Source organism: Leptospira kanakyensis (assembly GCF_004769235.1).
GTDB classification, from domain to species: domain Bacteria; phylum Spirochaetota; class Leptospiria; order Leptospirales; family Leptospiraceae; genus Leptospira_A; species Leptospira_A kanakyensis.
Window position 1 is genome coordinate 1,318,315 of record NZ_RQFG01000005.1, and the last position, 18,923, is coordinate 1,337,237.

Below are 18,923 nucleotides of genomic sequence, written 5' to 3' on the forward strand. Positions count from 1 at the left end.
TATGAGTATACGAGTTGCACTGTCCCATATTACAACCTACCAATATGATAAGTCGATAAAATTATCACCTCATGTGATCCGGCTGAGACCAGCACCACATACCAAAAATCATATTGTTTCTTATTCTCTAAATATATTACCGGAACAAAAATTTCTCAACTGGCAACAAGATCCATTTGGGAATTATTTAGCGAGGTTGGTATTTCCAGAAAAAACCAATATTTTACAAGTAGCCGTCGACTTAGTCACCGATTTAAACGTAATCAATCCTTTTGATTTTTTTGTAGAAGAGTATGCAGAGAACTTTCCTTTTACATACGATAAGGTTTTAAAAAAGGAACTCGCTCCTTATTTAAAAGTTAAAAAACCCGGGAAGTTACTTGCCCCGTACTTAAAAACAATAGATAAAACGCCGAAAAGAACGGTTGAGTTTTTGGTAGCATTAAATGCAAAAATTTACTCTGACGTTGGTTATGTGATCCGAATGGAATCAGGAATCCAAACTCCAGAGTTAACTCTTTCTTCAAGAATGGGTTCCTGTCGTGATTCTGCTTATTTGCTGGTTCAAATTCTTAGAAATATGGGCCTTGCTGCCAGATTTGTTTCTGGTTATCTGATTCAACTAAAAGCCGATGTAAAGTCTCTGGATGGACCCTCCGGTGCAGAATCTGATTTTACAGACTTACATGCTTGGGCAGAGGTTTATTTGCCTGGTGCGGGTTGGGTGGGTCTTGATCCTACTTCTGGTTTGTTTACGGGAGAAGGGCATATCCCTTTGGCTGCGACCCCGGAACCGGAATCAGCGGGTCCTATTTATGGATTTGCGGAAAAAGCCAAAGCCGAGTTTTCCTTTCATATGGGAGTAGAACGTGTTTTGGAAACTCCAAGAGTCACCTTACCTTACCAAGGCGAAGATTGGGAACGCATCATACGTTTGGGTGATTCCATTGATAAACGAATTCGAAAAAATGATATCAGACTTACGATTGGTGGAGAACCAACTTTTGTTTCTACGGAAAATCGTGAAGCACCGGAATGGAATTTTGATGCCTTAGGTTTTGAAAAATATTCTAAATCAGAACAACTCATCAAACGGCTGGGGAAACATTTTGCTCCTGGTGGATTACTTCAATATGGCCAAGGGAAATGGTATCCAGGAGAACCTGTCCCTCGTTGGGCCATGATTTCATATTGGCGTAAAGATGGTGAACCTATCTGGAACCATCCGTATTTACTTGCAGATGATCGTTATACAGGTTCAGCCACAACAGAAGATGCCAGAAGGTTCGTGAGTGCGTTGGGAAGTCATCTAAACATTCCTTCCAAATCCATTCATACAGCTTATGAAGATAATTTGTATTATCTTTGGCAAGAAGCAAATTTACCTACTGAAACAGAACTTATGTTAGATGGTTTAAATACCTACGATAAAATGGAACGAGAACGTATTTTAAGAGTCATCGATTCTGGTATCCATCGCGAAGTTGGATATACTATTCCATTGGATTATGATTCTTTCCGCTCATCATGGATATCCGATGAATGGAGTTTTCGCCGAGGGAAAATGTTTTTAATTCCTGGTGATTCGCCAATTGGATTACGACTTCCTTTACATTCCTTAGGCGGAAAACCATATTATCCTTATCCAGAAGATCCTTCGACTCCGAAACCTTCTTTACCAAAAGCAAAGGAATTGGGTCAGTCTCCGTTTACATCAACAAACATTAGTTATTCTATCGGAGGAATTCATACAAGGACAGCTCTTTGTGTAGAACCTCGAAATGGAAATATCAGAGTGTTTTTACCACCGATTCAATCATTGGAAGGTTGGCTCCGTCTCATTTATGCCATTGAACAGACTGCTTTAGAAACAGATATACCGATTGTATTGGAAGGTTATGAAGCACCTCATGATCCTAGACTCAATCGTTTTAAAATTACACCGGATCCCGGAGTGATTGAGGTCAACTTTCATCCTTCTTCTTCTTTTGGAGAAATTGTAGAAAAAACGCAAGTTCTATATGAAGAAGCTTCGCAACTGCGATTGACTGCAGAGAAATTTTTAATCGATGGTCGTCATTCAGGTACTGGTGGTGGAAATCATATCACTCTTGGCGGGGCATCTGTTGGCGACAGTCCTTTCTTACGAAAACCTTCGCTTCTACGAAGTTTGGTGGCGTATTGGCAAAATCATCCAGGACTTTCTTATTTGTTTTCTGGAATGTTCATTGGACCTACCTCTCAATCACCGAGAATTGATGAAGCTAGAAATGATTCCTTACATGAATTAAAAATTGCCTTCCAACAAATTGATTCCAATAGACATACACCACCGTGGATGTTGGATCGTGTTCTCAGAAATATTTTAATCGATATCACTGGGAACACACACCGAACAGAAATATCGATTGATAAACTTTTTGATCCAGGATCACCAACGGGACGTTTGGGTCTAATTGAAATGCGTGCATTTGAAATGCCACCTCATTACCAAATGAGTGTCATCCAACAAGCATTTATGATGGCGATCATTTGTCGGTTTTGGGAAGATCCATATTATGGAAGTCCAATCAATTGGAATACAGAATTACATGATCGTTTTATGTTGCCTTACTTTGTATATCGTGACTTTAAAGAAGTGATCCAAGATTTACAAAATAGTGGCTTTGGATTTTTATCAAAAGACTTTGATCCATTTTTTGAATTTCGATTTCCTCAATATGGAATTTGTTATTTAGATGGAATGGAAATTGAATTACGAATGGCTTTGGAACCTTGGAATGTACTTGGTGAAGAAAACACAGCACAAGGAACATCGAGAGGAGTAGACTCTGCTACCGAACGAGTTCAAGTCAAAGTCAAAGGATTTCATCCAGAAAGATATCGTTTGAGTTGTAACGGCTACGAAGTTCCACTACAACCGACCGCTGTTCAAAATGAATATGTTGCTGGTGTCAGGTTTAAGGCTTGGACTCCTGTTTTTACTTTACATCCGCAAATACCTGCGCAACAATCTTTAGTGTTTGATGTTTATGATACTTGGAATCATAGAGCACTCGGGGGATGTACATACCACGTCTCACATCCAGGAGGATTGTCTTACCAAACCATTCCTATCAATGGGTATGAAGCAGAATCCAGAAGGATCTCTCGTTTTTGGACTCATGGACACAAGATTGGAAAAAGCCTTCCACCAATTCGATTGGAAAATAAAGCCTTCCCATCAACATTGGATCTTAGGATGGTAACATTCAAGTAGATGATGACACAAGATCCTTATCATTTAATCGGAAATTATAAAACAATTCCTGGAGTTTATGACGAACTCTATGATGCTGATGGTCAGATCCGAAACAAATATAAGTTCTTAGTCAAATCTTTTCAAGAACTTGGACCAGCAGAACTTGTCAATCGTAGACGTGATACGGATCGTATTCTTAGAGAGAATGGTGTTACGTACAATTTATACCAATCGGACTCACCAGAAGCTAAGGAAAGGCCTTGGGATTTGGATTTGTTTCCTTTGGTTATGGAAAGTGAAGAGTGGCGTGTTTTAGAAAGAGGGTTAAACCAACGCGCGGATTTACTCGATGCCCTTGTCAGAGATGTTTATTCCAAAAGACGCCTGTTATACGAAAAAAAAATTCCTCCAGAAATTCTTTTTAATGAAACTTCTTTTTTGCGGGCTTGTGATGGGATGTATGATTCCAATCACTTCCTAACGAAAAACCCAGCACTTTTATTTTTTGTATGTGATTTGATTCGTGCAGCTGATGGCAACTTTTATGTTTTAAATGATCGGGTACAAGCTCCTTCGGGTTCCGGTTATTCATTAGAAAATCGAATTGTATTATCTCGAATTTTTCCAAGTATGTACCGCGATGCGATGGTGCATCGTGTTGCCGTTTATTTTCGTTCACTCCGTAAATCATTAACTCAACTTGCAGGTGTTACTGGGCGTGAACCAGTGATTGTTTTGTTAACACCTGGGCCATCCAATGAAACGTATTTTGAACATGCTTATCTTGCTGGATATTTAGGTTATACACTTGTACAAGGTGAAGACCTAACGGTTAGAAAAAATAAAGTGTATATGAAAACCGTGGAAGGTTTACAACAGATCGATTTGATTTTGCGCCGTGTTGATGATGATTTTATGGATCCTTTGGAATTAAGAGGGGATTCACTTTTGGGAGTTCCTGGACTTTTGGAATCAGTTCGGTCGGGTCATGTCAAAATTGCCAATCCGATTGGGACAGGGTTTTTAGAAAATCGTGCACTATTACCTTTTTATTCTGATCTATGTCGTTTTTATTTAGGGGAAGATTTAATCCTTCCGATGGCACCAACCTATTGGATGGGAACGAAAGAACATTTTCAATTGGTACTACAAAATCCGGAAAAATATGTTTTTAAAACTGTCTCACGCACAGATGAAGAAAAACCTGTTACCTTTATCGAACTGAGTGGAGATAGAAAAGATTCGTTTTTACAAAAATTAAAATCGTTTCCCAATCGCTTTATTGCACAAGAAATGATTGCATCTGCCACCGTACCAGTATTAGGCGAAAATGGTTTTCGGCCAGGTAGAGCGATTATGCGAACCTTTGTTTCCTCCTCCGGCTCTGGTTACCAAACGATGGCTGGTGGTTTAGTAAGAGTTTCCCCTTCTTTGGATGATTTTTTCATTACGAGTCAAAGAGGAGCTTGGAGTAAAGACCTTTGGGTACTCGCAACAGAAACACAAAAAGAAGAATCCTTACTTGTGACAAAATCAGACCAAGTGATGATTTCCAGAAAAAGTTCCGGAGTCCCTAGTCGTGTGGCTGATAATTTATTCTGGTTAGCAAGGTATTTGGAACGATCAGAAAACCAAACAAGAGTCATACGAGAAGCAGTTTATAAAATTTTACAAGTAGAAGATGGTTACGAAAGAGAATCTTTAGAAAATTCGTTAAAATTAGTAACTCATGTCACTAATAGTTATCCTGGATTTCTAGGTGATGATGCAAGTGAGTTATTTTTAAATCCATTTTCTGAATTACAAAGATTGACTTCGGATCGCGGAGTAGTGGGAAGTTTAGCATTTCATTTACGAAGTTTGGTAATTGCTTCGAAATCGGTTCGAGATCGTTTGTCCGATGATATGAAAAAGATTCTTCTCCATTTAGAAGATCAGTCCCAACATGAAATTGATTCGTATGACCAAATCATCGATTTTTTACAGAAGATTGTGTTGAATTTATCATCTCTAACAGGTTTATCTTTTGAAAATATGAGTCGGGAAGCGGGATGGTATTTCCTCAATCTAGGCCGCCGGATTGAAAGATCGATTAACATGATTTTGATGTTACAAGGTATGATTCGTTGGGATAGTTTTAGAGACAAAGCTTCTTTTGAAACTTTTTTACGTATCAATGACATTCGCTTAACATATAATAGACGGTATAGCGGAAAAATCGACCAAGAGTCTGTGTTGGATATTCTATTATTTGATACCACAAACCCTAGATCATTTGCTTATCAGTTAGAACAAATCAATTCAGACATTAAGTTTTTACCAGGAAAAAATGAAAAAGTCGTGTATTCAGAAGATCGTGCTGCCTTACAACTTTATACTCACTTTAAAATGAAAGATATCTCTATCTTCTTTGAGTCGGAGAACCCGTTGGAATCTGTTTCCATTTGGTTAGAAGAACTTCATAACCATTTGAAAAATTTATCTGACGCATTAGCCTCACGATACTTTAACTATACCGAAGAACAAACAAGGATCGGTGATGGTAATGGCTGATTTTAAAGTAATTCATAAAACTAAATATAGTTATGATGATACAGTTGCTTATTGTCATAATATGGCGCACATGTATCCTTTGACGTCACCACACCAAGATTGTTTTAGAACTCATGTGACTGTGAATCCTAAACCAGTTGTTTCTTCATTTCGTAGGGATTATTTTGGAAACCAGGTATTTCTTTTTTCGGTAGAAGATCCCCACCGTTTTTTAGAAGTAGTTGTTGAGTCAACCGTAAGAACTCACCAATCACTTGGCATTGATTTATATAAATCAACTCCTTGGGAAAGTATACATTCACTCATTCATGAATCAACATTAGATGCGGATATTTTATCGATTGAATATATCCAACCATCATCGTTTATAGCAGCAAAAGATAGTTATTCAGAATTTGCACGAATGTTTTTTACAGATGGAAAACCTGTTTTTGCTGCGGCTTTGGAGATGACCACCTATATCTATCAAACTTTCCAATACGATCCAAAGGCAACAAGTATCAATACGCCGATTGATCAAGTTCTAAACGAAAAAAAAGGTGTGTGCCAAGATTTTTCGCATTTGATGATTGCCGCCTTACGTTCATTAAAGATTCCCACTCGTTATGTAAGTGGATATTTAGAAACATTACCTCCTCCCGGTACAGAAAAATTACAAGGAAGTGACGCTACACATGCTTGGGTTTCTGTCTATTGCCCTACGTTTGGATGGATGGATTTTGATCCTACCAATGGAAAAATCATTACCGAAGAATACATCATCACGGCAATTGGAAGAGACTATGCGGATGTTTCCCCATTAAAAGGGATTTTGTTTGGTGGTGGAAAACATAAATTAAAAGTCGAAGTTGATGTGATTCGTGAATTAATATGAATGTTCTTTTTTAATTGCCCTCCTACCTATCTGTTTTTTAAAAACTAAGATTTATCAAGTTTCACTAGCCAGAAAAATCAGTTTTGAGAGTCTGATATATAAGTAAACTCTATGATTGAATCAATTGTTGCCTATTCCATTCAAAACAAATTTAAGGTAATGGGTGTCGCTTTAGTTTTTTGTTTGGTAGGAATTGTAAATGCATTTCATTTACCTATCGATGCAGTGCCTGATGTTACAAATGTTCAGGTCACGGCAGTAACATCGTCTCCTGCACTCACTCCATTTGAAGTAGAACAATTCATAACTTACCCTATTGAATTAAAGTTAAATGGAATCCCTGGTGCTACGGAAATAAGATCCATTTCTCGTGCCGGAGTGAGTTCTGTATCTGTGATCTTTGAAGATGGAACAGATATTTGGTTCGCAAGACAGATCGTGAATGAACGATTGAAGTTAGTTGATGCAGAAATTCCTCCTGAATATGGTAAACCGGAATTAGCACCGGTTGCCACAGCTTTAGGTGATATTTATGAATTTATATTAACATCAGAAAATCATAACGAAACAGAATTACGTAGTTATATCGATTGGGATCTTTCCAAAAAAATTAAAAGTGTTCCTGGAGTCATCGAGGTAAATACTTTAGGTGGATCTCTTAAACAATATCAAATATTAATCGATCCTAGAAGATTGCAGGTTCATAATCTAACAATTTCAGAAATTTTAGATAACTTAAAAACAGCTAACTTTAATACAGGTGGTGGATATGTTCAAAAAGATTATGAACAACTTGTCATTAGAGGTGAAGGTCAGTTTGAAGGAATTGACGAAATCAAAAGAGTCGCGGTAAGAACTGCAAACGATGGAATTCCGCTGTTATTGGGTCAAATTGCAACGGTAAAAGAAGGGCCAGCATTACGTTTTGGAATTGCAACTAAAAATGGAAAGGAAGTGGTTGCTGCCACTGTCATTATGCTTCTCGGCGAAAACTCCCGCGAAGTAGTAGGAGATGTAAAACAAAGAATCGATGAGATTCGTGCTACACTTCCTCAAGGAATGAAAATTGAACCGTTTTATGATAGGTCTGAGTTTATCAATCGTGCCTTAAAAACAGTTTTTATCAATCTTACAGAGGGTGCTATTTTAGTATTTTTTGCTTTGATATTTACTCTTGGTACTGCCAAAGGTGGGATACTCGTTGCATTAGCAATTCCAGTTTCTATGTTAGTTGCCGTTATATTTATGAAATATATCGGGGTAGTAGGGAATTTAATGTCTTTGGGGGCTCTGGATTTTGGTTTGTTAGTGGATGGTTCCATTGTGATGTTAGAATCTGTGTTAGCTGGCTTCTATGTGGGTAGAAAAAAGTTTAACCGTCCAATGAATGAAGATGAAATCAAAAATATTACCGAAGGTATCATTTTAGAAAGATGCCAAAAAGTCGGTAAGGCAGCAGCATTTTCAGTTGCTATCATTATGTTAGTGTATTTACCTCTGATGGTTTTAGAGGGAGTGGAAGGACGAATGTTCCGTCCAATGGCAATCACTGTAGCCTTAGCTCTTGCAAGTGCCCTTGTATTTTCTATTACAGTATTTCCAGCAAGCCTTGCTATTTTTTATAAAAGACCTTTTATTCATAAAGCTCATGCTTGGGAAAAAATTGAAGAATATTACGTTCTACTTTTAAACTGGGGAAGCAAAAGAAAAAAGAAAATTTTATCTTTCTCATTACTTTTAGTAATCGTTTCTTTTTTTCTCGGTTCTTATTTGGGATCAGAATTTTTACCTAGGATAGATGAAGGGGAAATCGAAATTGATGCGAAACGATTACCTTCGACTGCAATTGATTATTCCAAAGATCTAAATAAAGATATAGAAAAAATATTAAAGCCGTTTCCAGAAATTTCTAGTGTTGTTTCGCGAGTGGGGCGTGGTGAATCTGCTGCAGAACCATTAGGTACTGAAGAAACTTCTGTTATGGTGAAACTATCACCAAAAAAAAATTGGGTGAATGCTAATTCAAGAGAAGAACTAATGAATGTTCTAAAGGAAAAATTAAATTCAGCAATTCCTTCCACTTACTTTAGTATGTCCCAACCTATTGAAAACCGAGTGAATGCACTGCTTACTGGTTCTAAGGCTGATGTGGTTCTTAAAATTTATGGTGATGATTTACAAACATTAAAAACACAAGCAGACAAAGTTGCAGCGGTTCTGACAAAAATAGAAGGAACAGGTGATTTACGCGTTCAACGTTTGTTAGGTCTGCCTATGTTACAGATTAATACAAATTATGATCATATGGCTCGTTATGGAGTTACTGCATCGGAAATTTTGCGGACTGTAGAGATGATGAGAGTTGGTTCTACCGCAGGTAAAATATTTGAAGGTGCGAGAAGATATGATTTAGTATTAAGATTAGATTTACAAGCCAAAGATATCGATTCAGTTCGAAATATACCCATCATGACATCTCGAGGAACCACGGTTCCACTTGCTCAAGTGGCAGACATTGATATCCTTGATTCTGCTTCAGCGATTTATCGAGAAGGATTAAAACGAAGAATTTTTGTAGAAGTGAACATTCGTGGAAGGGATCTCGTTGGTTATATCAATGAAGCCAAAAAGAAAACGGAATTCATTCAAAACGCTTTGCCCGAAGGATATGAAATTGAATGGGGAGGGCAGTTTGATAACTTTGTTCGTGCGAGAGACCGATTGGTTCTTGTCGTTCCCGTCGCCCTTGCAATTATATTTTTTATGTTAATCGCTGCATTTGAAAGTGTGTATTATGCCGTCGGTGTTTTTTCCGTAGTTCCTCTTGCTGCAGCAGGAGGTATACTCGGTTTGTTAATTCGTGGACTACCATTTAGTATTCCAGCTGCCGTTGGATTTATTGCAGTGAGTGGGATTGCTGTTTTGAACGGAGTTGTTTATGCTTCGACTTTGAAAGATGAAATTAAATCTGGCGTTGGTATTGATAAAGCGGTTGTCTCCGCTGGAATTTTATCCTTACGTCCTGTTCTCACTACAGAGTTTATTGCAGCGATTGGATTTTTGCCAATGGCACTATCAACAATGGCAGGAGCAGAAGTTCAAAGACCTCTTGCGACAGTAGTCATCTTTGGTGTGTTAGTTGCTACGGCGCTTTCAAGATTGGTTCTACCGTTTGTTATGGAATCGCTTTTGAAGTTGGATGAAAAAAGAAAATTGGTAAAGGAAGAAAATCGAATCAGTCGAAGTTCCAAACTCATTCAGATAGACATAGGTGAGGATGGTGACGAACCAGAGCCACCGTTAGCAACTCCAAAGAACCAAAAGCGTAAGTAGATTATCCGCTTTCAAGTTGTTGGAAGTATGAACTTTTGGTTTAAAAAAATTGGCTTTTGTTAGGAGTGATTGTGTTTCCGGTGAAACTGTGATAAGAGGTAGTCATTGGGCGGCGGGTCTAGTTCCCCACCCTACGGTCGGGCGGGGATATTATATTCCCACCCGCACCCAGCATTACCCCAACTTCCCCTTCCACTCCTCTTCCTTAAACCCTACCAAAAACCAACCATCCCCCACAACAAAGGGTCTCTTAACCAAGTTTCCATTGGCAGCTAGTTCTTTATAAATTTGTTCTTCCGAAAGAGTTCCTAATTTTTCCTTCCAATTGCCTTCGCGGTAATCTTTTCCTGATGTATTAAACAGTTTTTTTATATCACCTAAGTATTGTTTTGCTTTTTTTAATTCGGCAACAGAGGGAGCAGTTTCGCGGATGGGAATTTGTTGGAATTCAACTTTTTTTGATTTTAGAAATTTCAGAGCATTGCGGCAGGTACTACAACCTGAATATTCGTAAACTTTGGGATTGGAACGACTCATAGAACTGATTTTCTTACTTACGATTTTTGCGGAAACTTTTTATTGGAACTATGTTGGTTCAAAACGATTTCCCCTTGGCCCCACTCACAACATTCCAGTTGGGAGGTGAGGCAAAATATCTCATCGTTATCAAAACAACGGAAGACTTAAGCCGGGCTCTCGATTTTTGTAAAAAAGAAAACCAACCTTTTTTCATTTTAGGCGGTGGATCCAATACTGTGTTCCGAGATTCTGGTTTTCCTGGTGTTGTCCTCCAGATGTTAATCCCTGGAATTCGTTGTATGGATACAAATGACGACCATACCATTTTTCAAGTAGGTGCCGGTGTTCCTTGGGATCAATTTGTTGAATACACAGTAAAACAAGGATTAGCTGGTATTGAGTGCCTTTCAGGAATTCCAGGTTCTGTGGGTGCATCCCCCATCCAAAATATTGGAGCTTATGGCCAGGAAGTAAAAGATTCTATTTTAAAAGTAGAATGTATGAATCCAGCGGGAGAGATAATCAATCTTTCTAACGAAAATTGTAAGTTTAAATATCGTAATAGTGAATTCAAATCGGGTATCTATAAAGATTGGATTGTTGTTTCAGTCACTTTCCAATTGTCCAAAGTAAATCCCCTTTGTTTACGTTATCCAGAAGTAAAAAAAGTTTGGGAAAACTATCATACCAACGAAAGTATCATTTCGAAACAAGAGACAACTAACTTTGATTCGAGAGTAAAAGAAATGGAGACACTCAGAAATTTGGTGATCCAACTACGGAAGAAAAAATCCATGGTTTTAGATCTAGCGGATCCCAATACCCGATCGGCAGGTTCTTTTTTTACAAACCCCATCCTATCGGATCAGGAAACGGAAAGGTTTATAGAAACTGCAAAAAAACATGGATTCCAAAATCCACCCGTTTATCCCGAGTCGCAAGGATTCAAAAAAATTTCCGCAGCCTGGCTCATTGAAAACTCAGGAATCCAAAAAGGAACCAAATATCCTGGGGGAGTTGGGATCTCAGAGAACCATTGTTTGGGTCTAATTAATATAGCGGGAACTACAACCGCGCTTTTGGAAATGGCGGAATCAGTCAGACAAACCGTATTTGATAAATTTTTTGTTCGATTGGAAATGGAACCGGTTGTTCGGCCATAAAAAAGATTTGGTAATTGTCGATATAACAATGAGAATGGGGATGGAATGAACTCGAAACTTAAAAAATACCTGATTCTTTCAGGACTTGGTGTTTCCTTATTATTGGTTTTAGCTCTGATTGGTTTTTTCGTTATTGATGAAATCAAAGGTGGAGCTGTTGGTGATGGTCAAAATAAATATGAACTCATCATTGATTCAGGAGAACCATCATCAAGTGTAGTGCGAGAGTTAGCTGCTGCAGGAATGATCAAATCTTCCGTATACTTTAACTATTTGATGAAGTTTACAAGGGCAGGAAACAAAATTAAACAAGGTGTATACGACATCAACGACGGTATGAGTTCTCGTAAAATTCTGGATGTAATCATTTCAGGAAAAGTAAAATTAGTCAATTTTACGGTTCCAGAAGGATATAACAATCGCCAGATCGGAGATTTGTTAGTTTCTAAAAAACTTGCCATCTCACGCGAAGAGTTTTTAAAAGTAACCCAAAGTCCCGCACTTCTTACCAAATACAATATCCCCGCAAAAACTTTAGAAGGTTATTTATTTCCAGAAACATATTCTGTTCCGCTAAACTATCCTTTAGAAAGAATTACGGAAATGATGATCAAAAGATTCTATAAAAAATTAGAATCGATACCAGAAGCAAAAGATATCAAACCTGCTGACCTTCATTTTCGTGTGGTTTTGGCTTCGATTGTCGAAAGAGAAGCTGTTAGAAAAGAAGAAAGGCCGATGATGGCAGGTGTATTTTTAACTAGGATTGAAAAAAATATCAATTTGGAATCCTGTGCCACCATCCAATACTTATTTGATAAACCCAAAAAAAGACTATTTGAATCAGATCTTAAAATAGTTTCACCTTACAATACTTATATTAACGGTGGATGGCCTCCTGGACCAATTTCTAATCCCGGTTTACCTGCGTTAGAAGCTTCCTTTAAACCAATGAAATCTGATAAATTATTCTTTTTGTTAAAACCAGATGGCTCCCATTATTTTTCCGCGACATTCAAAGAACATTTGGAAGCAAAAAAGAAGTTCATAGATGTTTTGTATCAATAACAAATGCAATACCAAAATTAGATCATTGGTAATGAAACTTTTCTAAAATCAACCATCTATGGATGAAAATATCGTTGAATTGAATATTGCGATCGGTGGGATTTCCAAAGAACTTTTGGATGTACAAAAAGCCTTAGAAGCCTACCGAGAGAAACAAAAGCGAAAAGAAGTTATCGACGAAGAAGCCATCACCTTTGTGACCAAAGCAGAACTTGTGATAGAAAAAGCGGAAAAGGGAGAACTTCCGTTGACTCCTGACCAGATCCGCCGGATCAAAAGTAACCTAGTAAAGATTCTAACAAAAATCAAAAGATAATTAGATAAGGGTTACTCTCTCATTAAAGAAGATAACCCATCTTTATAATTTTAATGATCTAATCTTTTAAATGATACAATTTGCACTGTTTATTCAGACAAATCACTCCATTTAACGTTCTTTCTTTAAGCACTTCGCCGTTTAAAAGTATTACATCAAAGTTACAACCTAAATACAACGAAAATGGCCCGTAGTTCTCTACTGGTCGAGAACATTGAATATTTTTAATCTCAAAAACCTTTCCTTTATAAAAACTAAGTAATACATTTAAACGCATATTCGTTTCGGCCAACATCATATCGTAAGCGATGTCTGCGTTGATACCTTTATCTGCATGAAATTTTTCTCCAATATTAGGCCAAAAATATTCATTATGTTCCTGTCGACTGAGTAGGATTTTATTAAAATCATTCAGATTATCTCTCCGAATTGCTGACATTGTGTCCAGTATCACATCTTCCTTCGAGGTTTTGCTGTTCTCTAGCTGGTATTGTTTATTGCAGAAAAGTAGAACGATTGCAAGGCATCCGAAACAGAGCCACTTGATAAGTTTCATAATCTTCACTCCCTTGTAATGAAATTGTAACATAGAATTGGTTCAATAAAGGTAAGTAAAAAAAATGAATAGATTCAAAACAATATTTTTTCTCATTCTCTTTGTTGGGATACCTTCCGTTGCTTATGCACAGCAAGGATCCATTAGAGGTGAGGTTCTAGATGCATCTACCGCAGAGCCGATGTTTGGTGTAACTGTACTAATTAGAAATCCACAGAAGTTTGCAAAAACAGATTTAGATGGAAAGTATGAATTAGTCGGAGTTCCCGAAGGAACACATACACTCGAATTTGTAATGATTGGGATGGAGACAGTGAAGAAGTCCGTTTCCGTACAAGCAGGTAAGACTGAAAAAGTTAACTTGGTAATGGGTGCCAAAAAATTAGATGAAGTTCTTGTCCAAGATCGCGCGATGAACGATACGGAAGCTTCTCTATTAAAATATCAGAAAAAAGCAGCAGCAGTTTCTGATGGTATATCTGCCGAGGCAATTGCGAAAACACCCGATTCGAGTGCTGGTGACGTTATGCGACGTGTCACTGGTATAACGTTGGTTGGCGGAAAGTATGTGTTTGTACGCGGGTTAGGTGAACGATATTCGAATACAATGTTTAATGGGGTTCCACTCCCTTCACCAGAACCAGACAAAAGGGTTGTTCCTCTAGACTTATTTCCTGCGGCGATGATTAAAAACATTGTTGTTTCCAAAACATTCATTCCAGAAGACAGCGCTGAATTTTCAGGTGGAACTGTTAAAATTGAAACCAAGGAATATCCGGATAAATATTTCTTCAAGTTTGGTTTAAAACTCGGTTATAATGCAAATACTACCAATCAAAACTGGAAAACCTATTCTGGTGGTGGCCAAGACTGGTTAGGTATCGATGAAGGAAATCGAAAGAAACCTTCCATTGTTGATACTCTCCCTAATGCACAATTTGTGGAAGGTGGAAGATTAACAGGTGGATATCCTAGGGAGATTATTACTGCAGGGTCTTTGTCATTCAATAACCAATGGTCACCAAAACAAACAGACGCTCCTTGGAACAAAGGATTGGATATATCAACTGGTAATGTTTTTAAGTTTAGTGAATCAGTAAAATGGGGAACTCTATTTGCTGTCACTTATAACCGTGACAATCAATTCAAACAAGAAATCGACAGATTTAATTTGGTAGGTTCAGTTTCTCCCGATTTACCAAGAGATGGAAAAAACAGAGTTTTACTACCGGTTCTAAATTATCGATCACGCATTTATGAAGAAACTGTTTCTTGGGGAACAATGTTTAACAACACTCTTGATTTTGGTAAAGGCCAACGAGTGTATTGGAAGAATTTTTTCTCAGTGAATAACGATAAACAAGTCCGTGAATATGAAGGTATCAATAACAATATCCCTTTTGAACTCCAATCAACGAAACTCAACTATGTGATGAGAAACATATTCAACTCATCTATTGGTGGAGATCATAGACTTCCAATAGGTGAAACTGTGACAAAATTTGATTGGGTTGCTTCCTATTCTGAGGCAAACAGAAATCAACCCGATATGCGTGATACAACTTATGCAACCACGCCGGGAACAGCAGGAACAAATGGTGCTCCTCTTTTAAGTTCACCTAATATTGGATACTCGAGTCGATTTTTTTCAGAATCAAAAGATATCAGTCGATATGTCGGTGTAAATTATGAGATACCATTCAAACAATGGTCAGGATTTGAAAGTAAATTTAAAACTGGGTATTCTGCTGTTGATAGAGAGAGAAATTTTGAAGCTGAATTTTTCTCATTCGTAAATCAAAACGGAGACGCAGGTCGTGGTTTAGCGAATCAATCACTAGGATCTCGTTTTTATCCATTACCACCCGAAGCAATTTTGAATCCATTTAACCGTGGTGCGAATGGTTACCAAATTCGTGAGTTCACAAGACCAACGGATAAGTATATGGCTCAACAAAAAATCCATTCTTATTATGGACAATTTGATTTACCAATAATCAAAGACCTTCGTTTTATTGGTGGGGCAAGATATGAAGATAACTACCAAGCAGTTAGAACGTTTAACCCTTTTAGCCCTCGTGATGATTTTTTTGCAAGATTTGATTATCGTAGCGAACTTGATCCTTTCCTAAGAAACTTAGTGGATCCGAACTATCGCCAAACTAATGCAAAATTAGCTAATAGAAATGTTTTACCTTCTGCCAACTTTGTATATTCCTTAAATGATATTACGAATATTAGGTTTGCATACACACAAACTCTAACTCGACCAGACTTCAGAGAATTGTCACCTTTTGAGTTTACTGACATCCTCGGAGGACCACCGGTTAAAGGTAATCCAGACTTAAAACAAACTTACATCCACAACTATGATTTGCGTTATGAAACCTTCCCTGGTGGTGAAGACTTTTTTGCAGTTGGTGTCTTTCGAAAGAACATGATCGATCCAATCGAAAGAGTGGTTCAGGTTGATAACCAATTCAGATATTCTTTTGTGAATGCGAAACAAGCTTATATTCAAGGTGCTGAAATTGAAGCTCGTAAAGGATTGGGTTTTATTTCAGAATATCTTGAAAGATGGTCACTTGGGATAAACACCTTCTTTATCAAATCGGAAGTTCAGTTAAACGATTGGGCATATTACCAACTAGCACAAATGGGCGTGATTAACGATGTAAACAGGCCTACTAGTTTGTCTAGACCGTTACAAGGACAATCTCCGTATGTTTATAACTTTAACCTACGTTATCGTTTTGATAAACAAGCGAACCACACTATTACATTTCTATTTAACGAATTTGGAAGAAGGATCAACTCCGTTGGTGGTTTAGGTATTCCTGATACTTATGAATCTCCTGTTGGTGTTTTCGATGCAGTTTATAGTCTGAAATATGATGAAAAACTAATATTTAAAGTTGCAGCTAGAAATTTAAACGATGCAAGGGTTAAGATCGTACAAGAGAATCCTGTTTTAGGTAGGGAAGAGACTGTTTATAGTTATCGAACAGGACCTACGATCACAATGTCTGCAACATATAATTTTGATTAAAAAATTAATAGGACAAAAAATGAAGACTAAAACTAAAAAATTTGGAGTAATCTTACTCGGAATTACAATGATGTTAGGTGCACTAACTCAATGTAAGGAAAAGAAAGAGGACAATAGTTTAATTCTTGCCGCAATTCTTTACCTTAGCCAAGGAAGAGCGCCAGGAGTATATATTTCGGGGGTTCTTGTTGATGAAAACAATGAACCTATGGCAAACAAAACTGTTACTATAAAAGGTAGAAATGAAACACCAACAGTAGTTAGAACTGGAACTGCGGCAAACAGAGGATATTATAAAAATGTTCTTTCTGCTACTCCATTTGAAACACGTTATGCTGATGGTGATTCTAAAATTTCTTCTCAGTGTGGATCAGCAGTTTTTGCACTTTATGGTGCAACACAAGCTGCCATTCTTGGTGACCGCCAGTTGATTTGTGATACATCGACTCTTCCTGCCGAAGCATCGACTGCAGGAATTGCTGAGTCGCTAGTAGCAGCAGGTGAAGTTGTGGCTCAATTCACAACAGACTCAAACGGAGCTTTTGTATCTCAAAAATTTGTAATCCCAAACACTGGAAATACGTATACTGTCGAAGTTGATGGTGCAGCAAGAAATAGAAGACTTCGTGTGGCTCGTTCAGGAACTTCCAGTTTACTTACCCAATCTGATATCATTTTAGGTAACAACACAACTCCAACGGAACAAGTAGCATCTAAATATGCGTTTTCCATCTTTAACTTAGTCGTTGAAGTTGAATACCCACGACCAATCAGAACTTTAGAAGGAACATTAGCATCAAACGTATTCATCGGAGCTAATGAACAAGTCATTCTTCAAGGAACAGTGATTGTTCCAAACGGAGTCACTCTATCGATTGGTGAAGGTGCAAAGGTTTATGGTTCGGTATCTCCTGGTGGTGCACTACTTGTCAAACAAGGTGGAAAATTAGAAGCCATTGGAACTGCAACCAATCCAGTTGTGTTCTCATCTGAAAAAGCTGTCGGACAAAGACAACCGGGTGACTGGCAAGGAATCATCCTCCAAGGAAATGGAATTCAAACCTTTGGTAGTATCGGAGGTACGGCAATTGGTGAAGGGGACGTTGGAACTTTCGGTGGAAATAACAATGCCGATTCTTCTGGAACTCTTCGTTATGTTCGAATTGAATTTGCTGGTGCACCATTCTCTCCAGGAAATGAAAGAAACTGTTTATCACTTATGGGTGTAGGATCTGGAACAACAATCGATTACGTACAATGCCATAGAGGTTTTGATGACGGATTTGAGTGGTGGGGTGGAGCTGTTAACCATAAATACATAGTTTCTACTGCAAACCGTGATGACCAACTCGACTTTACTGATGGTTACATTGGAAAAGTTCAATACGCAATTGCTCACTTAGACACTGCTGCATCTTCATCAAATGATGATACTTCTCGTTGTGTAGAAGGGGATGGAAATACTTCAAACTCTTGTTCCGCTTCCGCAAGAACAGGTGGTAACTGTGCAGATCCTTGGTTTGCCAATTTAACTTGTGTTGCTTCCAACGGTAATGCAGTAGCAACTTCTGGAACAAATATCGGAAACGGTTGGTATGTTAGAAGATCTGACGGAACTGCGCTCGTAGGTTCAATTAGTCATGCTGCCATTTTAGGAACTGTAGGTCCATTGAACTGTACTGCTCCTACTAGATACGGTGATATTGTTGCTTCTAGTGCGATTGGCACTTGTACTGGTGGTACTGCTTTGGGTGCAAACTCAGCAAGTGACGCAGTTACATTGACAAACATAAACGTAACAGCTCCGGATTGGACTCCGACTGCTGGAACTATCACTGCTTCTGGAAACTTAAAGACGGTTGGTAGTGCTCAAATGAACCAAGCATTTTTTGACGACACCAATTACCGTGGTGCCATCAACACTGGTGGAACAAAATGGTGGGATGGTTGGACTTCCTTCCCAGCAAATTAAAAGTTTAAACTAAAGACTTTTTTATCAAAAGGCTCCTTTGCAACAGGGGCCTTTTTTGTAACTCAATCGTTGCTCAATTGTCATATTTGGCAACAATAAAAATCGGAAAACCCGCCAACTTCAAAAAGTTTGCACTGGTACTTTACAAAAAACCGGAGAAATGCTTTGATCTCTTTCATTCAGATTGAGAATCAAACTATTGTTCCGGTGAAATTCATAAATTATTGACACCATTGCTAGATCAGAAAAGGAAATAGTAAAGAAAAATTGAAACTAATG

General features: G+C 38.0%; 10 protein-coding genes and 1 pseudogene. 9 read left to right on the forward strand and 2 right to left on the reverse strand.

From position 1 onward, the window contains the following. The first annotated feature begins 1 nt into the window (after position 1). The 4 genes and pseudogenes from EHQ16_RS06905 to EHQ16_RS06920 all read left to right on the forward strand — a co-directional run. Positions 2-3,259 (forward strand): transglutaminase family protein, encoded by a 3,258-nt coding sequence (locus tag EHQ16_RS06905; RefSeq protein WP_135634423.1) that lies wholly within the window; start codon positions 2-4, stop codon positions 3,257-3,259. Beyond that, positions 3,260-5,794 carry a circularly permuted type 2 ATP-grasp protein gene (locus EHQ16_RS06910; RefSeq protein ID WP_135634421.1) on the forward strand — a complete coding sequence of 845 codons (2,535 nt, stop codon included), beginning with the start codon at positions 3,260-3,262 and terminating at the stop codon, positions 5,792-5,794. Continuing rightward, positions 5,787-6,668: a transglutaminase family protein gene (locus EHQ16_RS06915; protein WP_135634419.1), complete on the forward strand. Its 882-nt coding sequence runs from the start codon at positions 5,787-5,789 to the stop codon at positions 6,666-6,668. The genes EHQ16_RS06910 and EHQ16_RS06915 overlap by 8 nt, the downstream gene beginning before the upstream one ends. A gap of 111 nt (positions 6,669-6,779) precedes the next feature. Next, positions 6,780-9,902, forward strand: a pseudogene (locus EHQ16_RS06920) (efflux RND transporter permease subunit); the annotation flags it as partial. A 273-nt stretch (positions 9,903-10,175) separates the two neighbouring features. On the opposite strand, the gene EHQ16_RS06925 reads toward EHQ16_RS06920, so the two are convergent. After that, on the reverse strand, positions 10,176-10,538 hold the full coding sequence (locus EHQ16_RS06925; RefSeq protein WP_135634415.1) for an arsenate reductase family protein: 363 nt from the start codon (positions 10,536-10,538) through the stop codon (positions 10,176-10,178). 50 nt (positions 10,539-10,588) lie between these two features. Here EHQ16_RS06925 and EHQ16_RS06930 point away from each other — a divergent pair, with 50 nt between their 5' ends. Genes EHQ16_RS06930 through EHQ16_RS06940 form a run of 3 tightly spaced genes read left to right on the forward strand, consistent with a single transcriptional unit; the run spans position 10,589 to position 13,067 of the window. Beyond that, positions 10,589-11,683, forward strand: coding sequence for a UDP-N-acetylmuramate dehydrogenase (locus tag EHQ16_RS06930; RefSeq protein ID WP_135635519.1), 1,095 nt, complete (start codon positions 10,589-10,591; stop codon positions 11,681-11,683). Between the two features lie 45 nt (positions 11,684-11,728). Next, positions 11,729-12,751, forward strand: a complete 1,023-nt coding sequence (mltG, locus tag EHQ16_RS06935) for an endolytic transglycosylase MltG (RefSeq protein WP_135634413.1) — start codon at positions 11,729-11,731, stop codon at positions 12,749-12,751. A gap of 58 nt (positions 12,752-12,809) precedes the next feature. Further along, positions 12,810-13,067 carry a hypothetical protein gene (locus EHQ16_RS06940; protein ID WP_135634411.1) on the forward strand — a complete coding sequence of 86 codons (258 nt, stop codon included), beginning with the start codon at positions 12,810-12,812 and terminating at the stop codon, positions 13,065-13,067. A gap of 58 nt (positions 13,068-13,125) precedes the next feature. Here the strand turns inward: EHQ16_RS06940 and EHQ16_RS06945 are convergent, their stop codons facing one another. Further along, the gene (locus EHQ16_RS06945; RefSeq protein WP_135638847.1) at positions 13,126-13,506 is read right to left on the reverse strand and encodes a hypothetical protein; all 381 of its coding nucleotides are present in this window, start codon (positions 13,504-13,506) and stop codon (positions 13,126-13,128) included. 181 nt (positions 13,507-13,687) lie between these two features. Here EHQ16_RS06945 and EHQ16_RS06950 point away from each other — a divergent pair, with 181 nt between their 5' ends. Then, positions 13,688-16,672: a TonB-dependent receptor gene (locus EHQ16_RS06950; protein ID WP_135634407.1), complete on the forward strand. Its 2,985-nt coding sequence runs from the start codon at positions 13,688-13,690 to the stop codon at positions 16,670-16,672. A 19-nt stretch (positions 16,673-16,691) separates the two neighbouring features. Beyond that, positions 16,692-18,644, forward strand: coding sequence for a hypothetical protein (locus tag EHQ16_RS06955; RefSeq protein ID WP_135634405.1), 1,953 nt, complete (start codon positions 16,692-16,694; stop codon positions 18,642-18,644). The last annotated feature ends 279 nt before the right edge of the window (positions 18,645-18,923 follow it).

Bases quoted from the DNA above. Each gene is read 5' to 3' on its own strand.
- EHQ16_RS06905 (WP_135634423.1), top strand. From the start codon at position 2: ATGAGTATACGAGTTGCACTGTCCCATATTACAACCTACCAATATGAT.
- EHQ16_RS06910 (WP_135634421.1), top strand. From the start codon at position 3,260: ATGATGACACAAGATCCTTATCATTTAATCGGAAATTATAAAACAATT.
- EHQ16_RS06915 (WP_135634419.1), top strand. From the start codon at position 5,787: ATGGCTGATTTTAAAGTAATTCATAAAACTAAATATAGTTATGATGAT.
- EHQ16_RS06925 (WP_135634415.1), bottom strand. From the start codon at position 10,538: ATGAGTCGTTCCAATCCCAAAGTTTACGAATATTCAGGTTGTAGTACC.
- EHQ16_RS06930 (WP_135635519.1), top strand. From the start codon at position 10,589: ATGTTGGTTCAAAACGATTTCCCCTTGGCCCCACTCACAACATTCCAG.
- mltG (WP_135634413.1), top strand. From the start codon at position 11,729: ATGAACTCGAAACTTAAAAAATACCTGATTCTTTCAGGACTTGGTGTT.
- EHQ16_RS06940 (WP_135634411.1), top strand. From the start codon at position 12,810: ATGGATGAAAATATCGTTGAATTGAATATTGCGATCGGTGGGATTTCC.
- EHQ16_RS06945 (WP_135638847.1), bottom strand. From the start codon at position 13,506: ATGTCAGCAATTCGGAGAGATAATCTGAATGATTTTAATAAAATCCTA.
- EHQ16_RS06950 (WP_135634407.1), top strand. From the start codon at position 13,688: ATGAATAGATTCAAAACAATATTTTTTCTCATTCTCTTTGTTGGGATA.
- EHQ16_RS06955 (WP_135634405.1), top strand. From the start codon at position 16,692: ATGAAGACTAAAACTAAAAAATTTGGAGTAATCTTACTCGGAATTACA.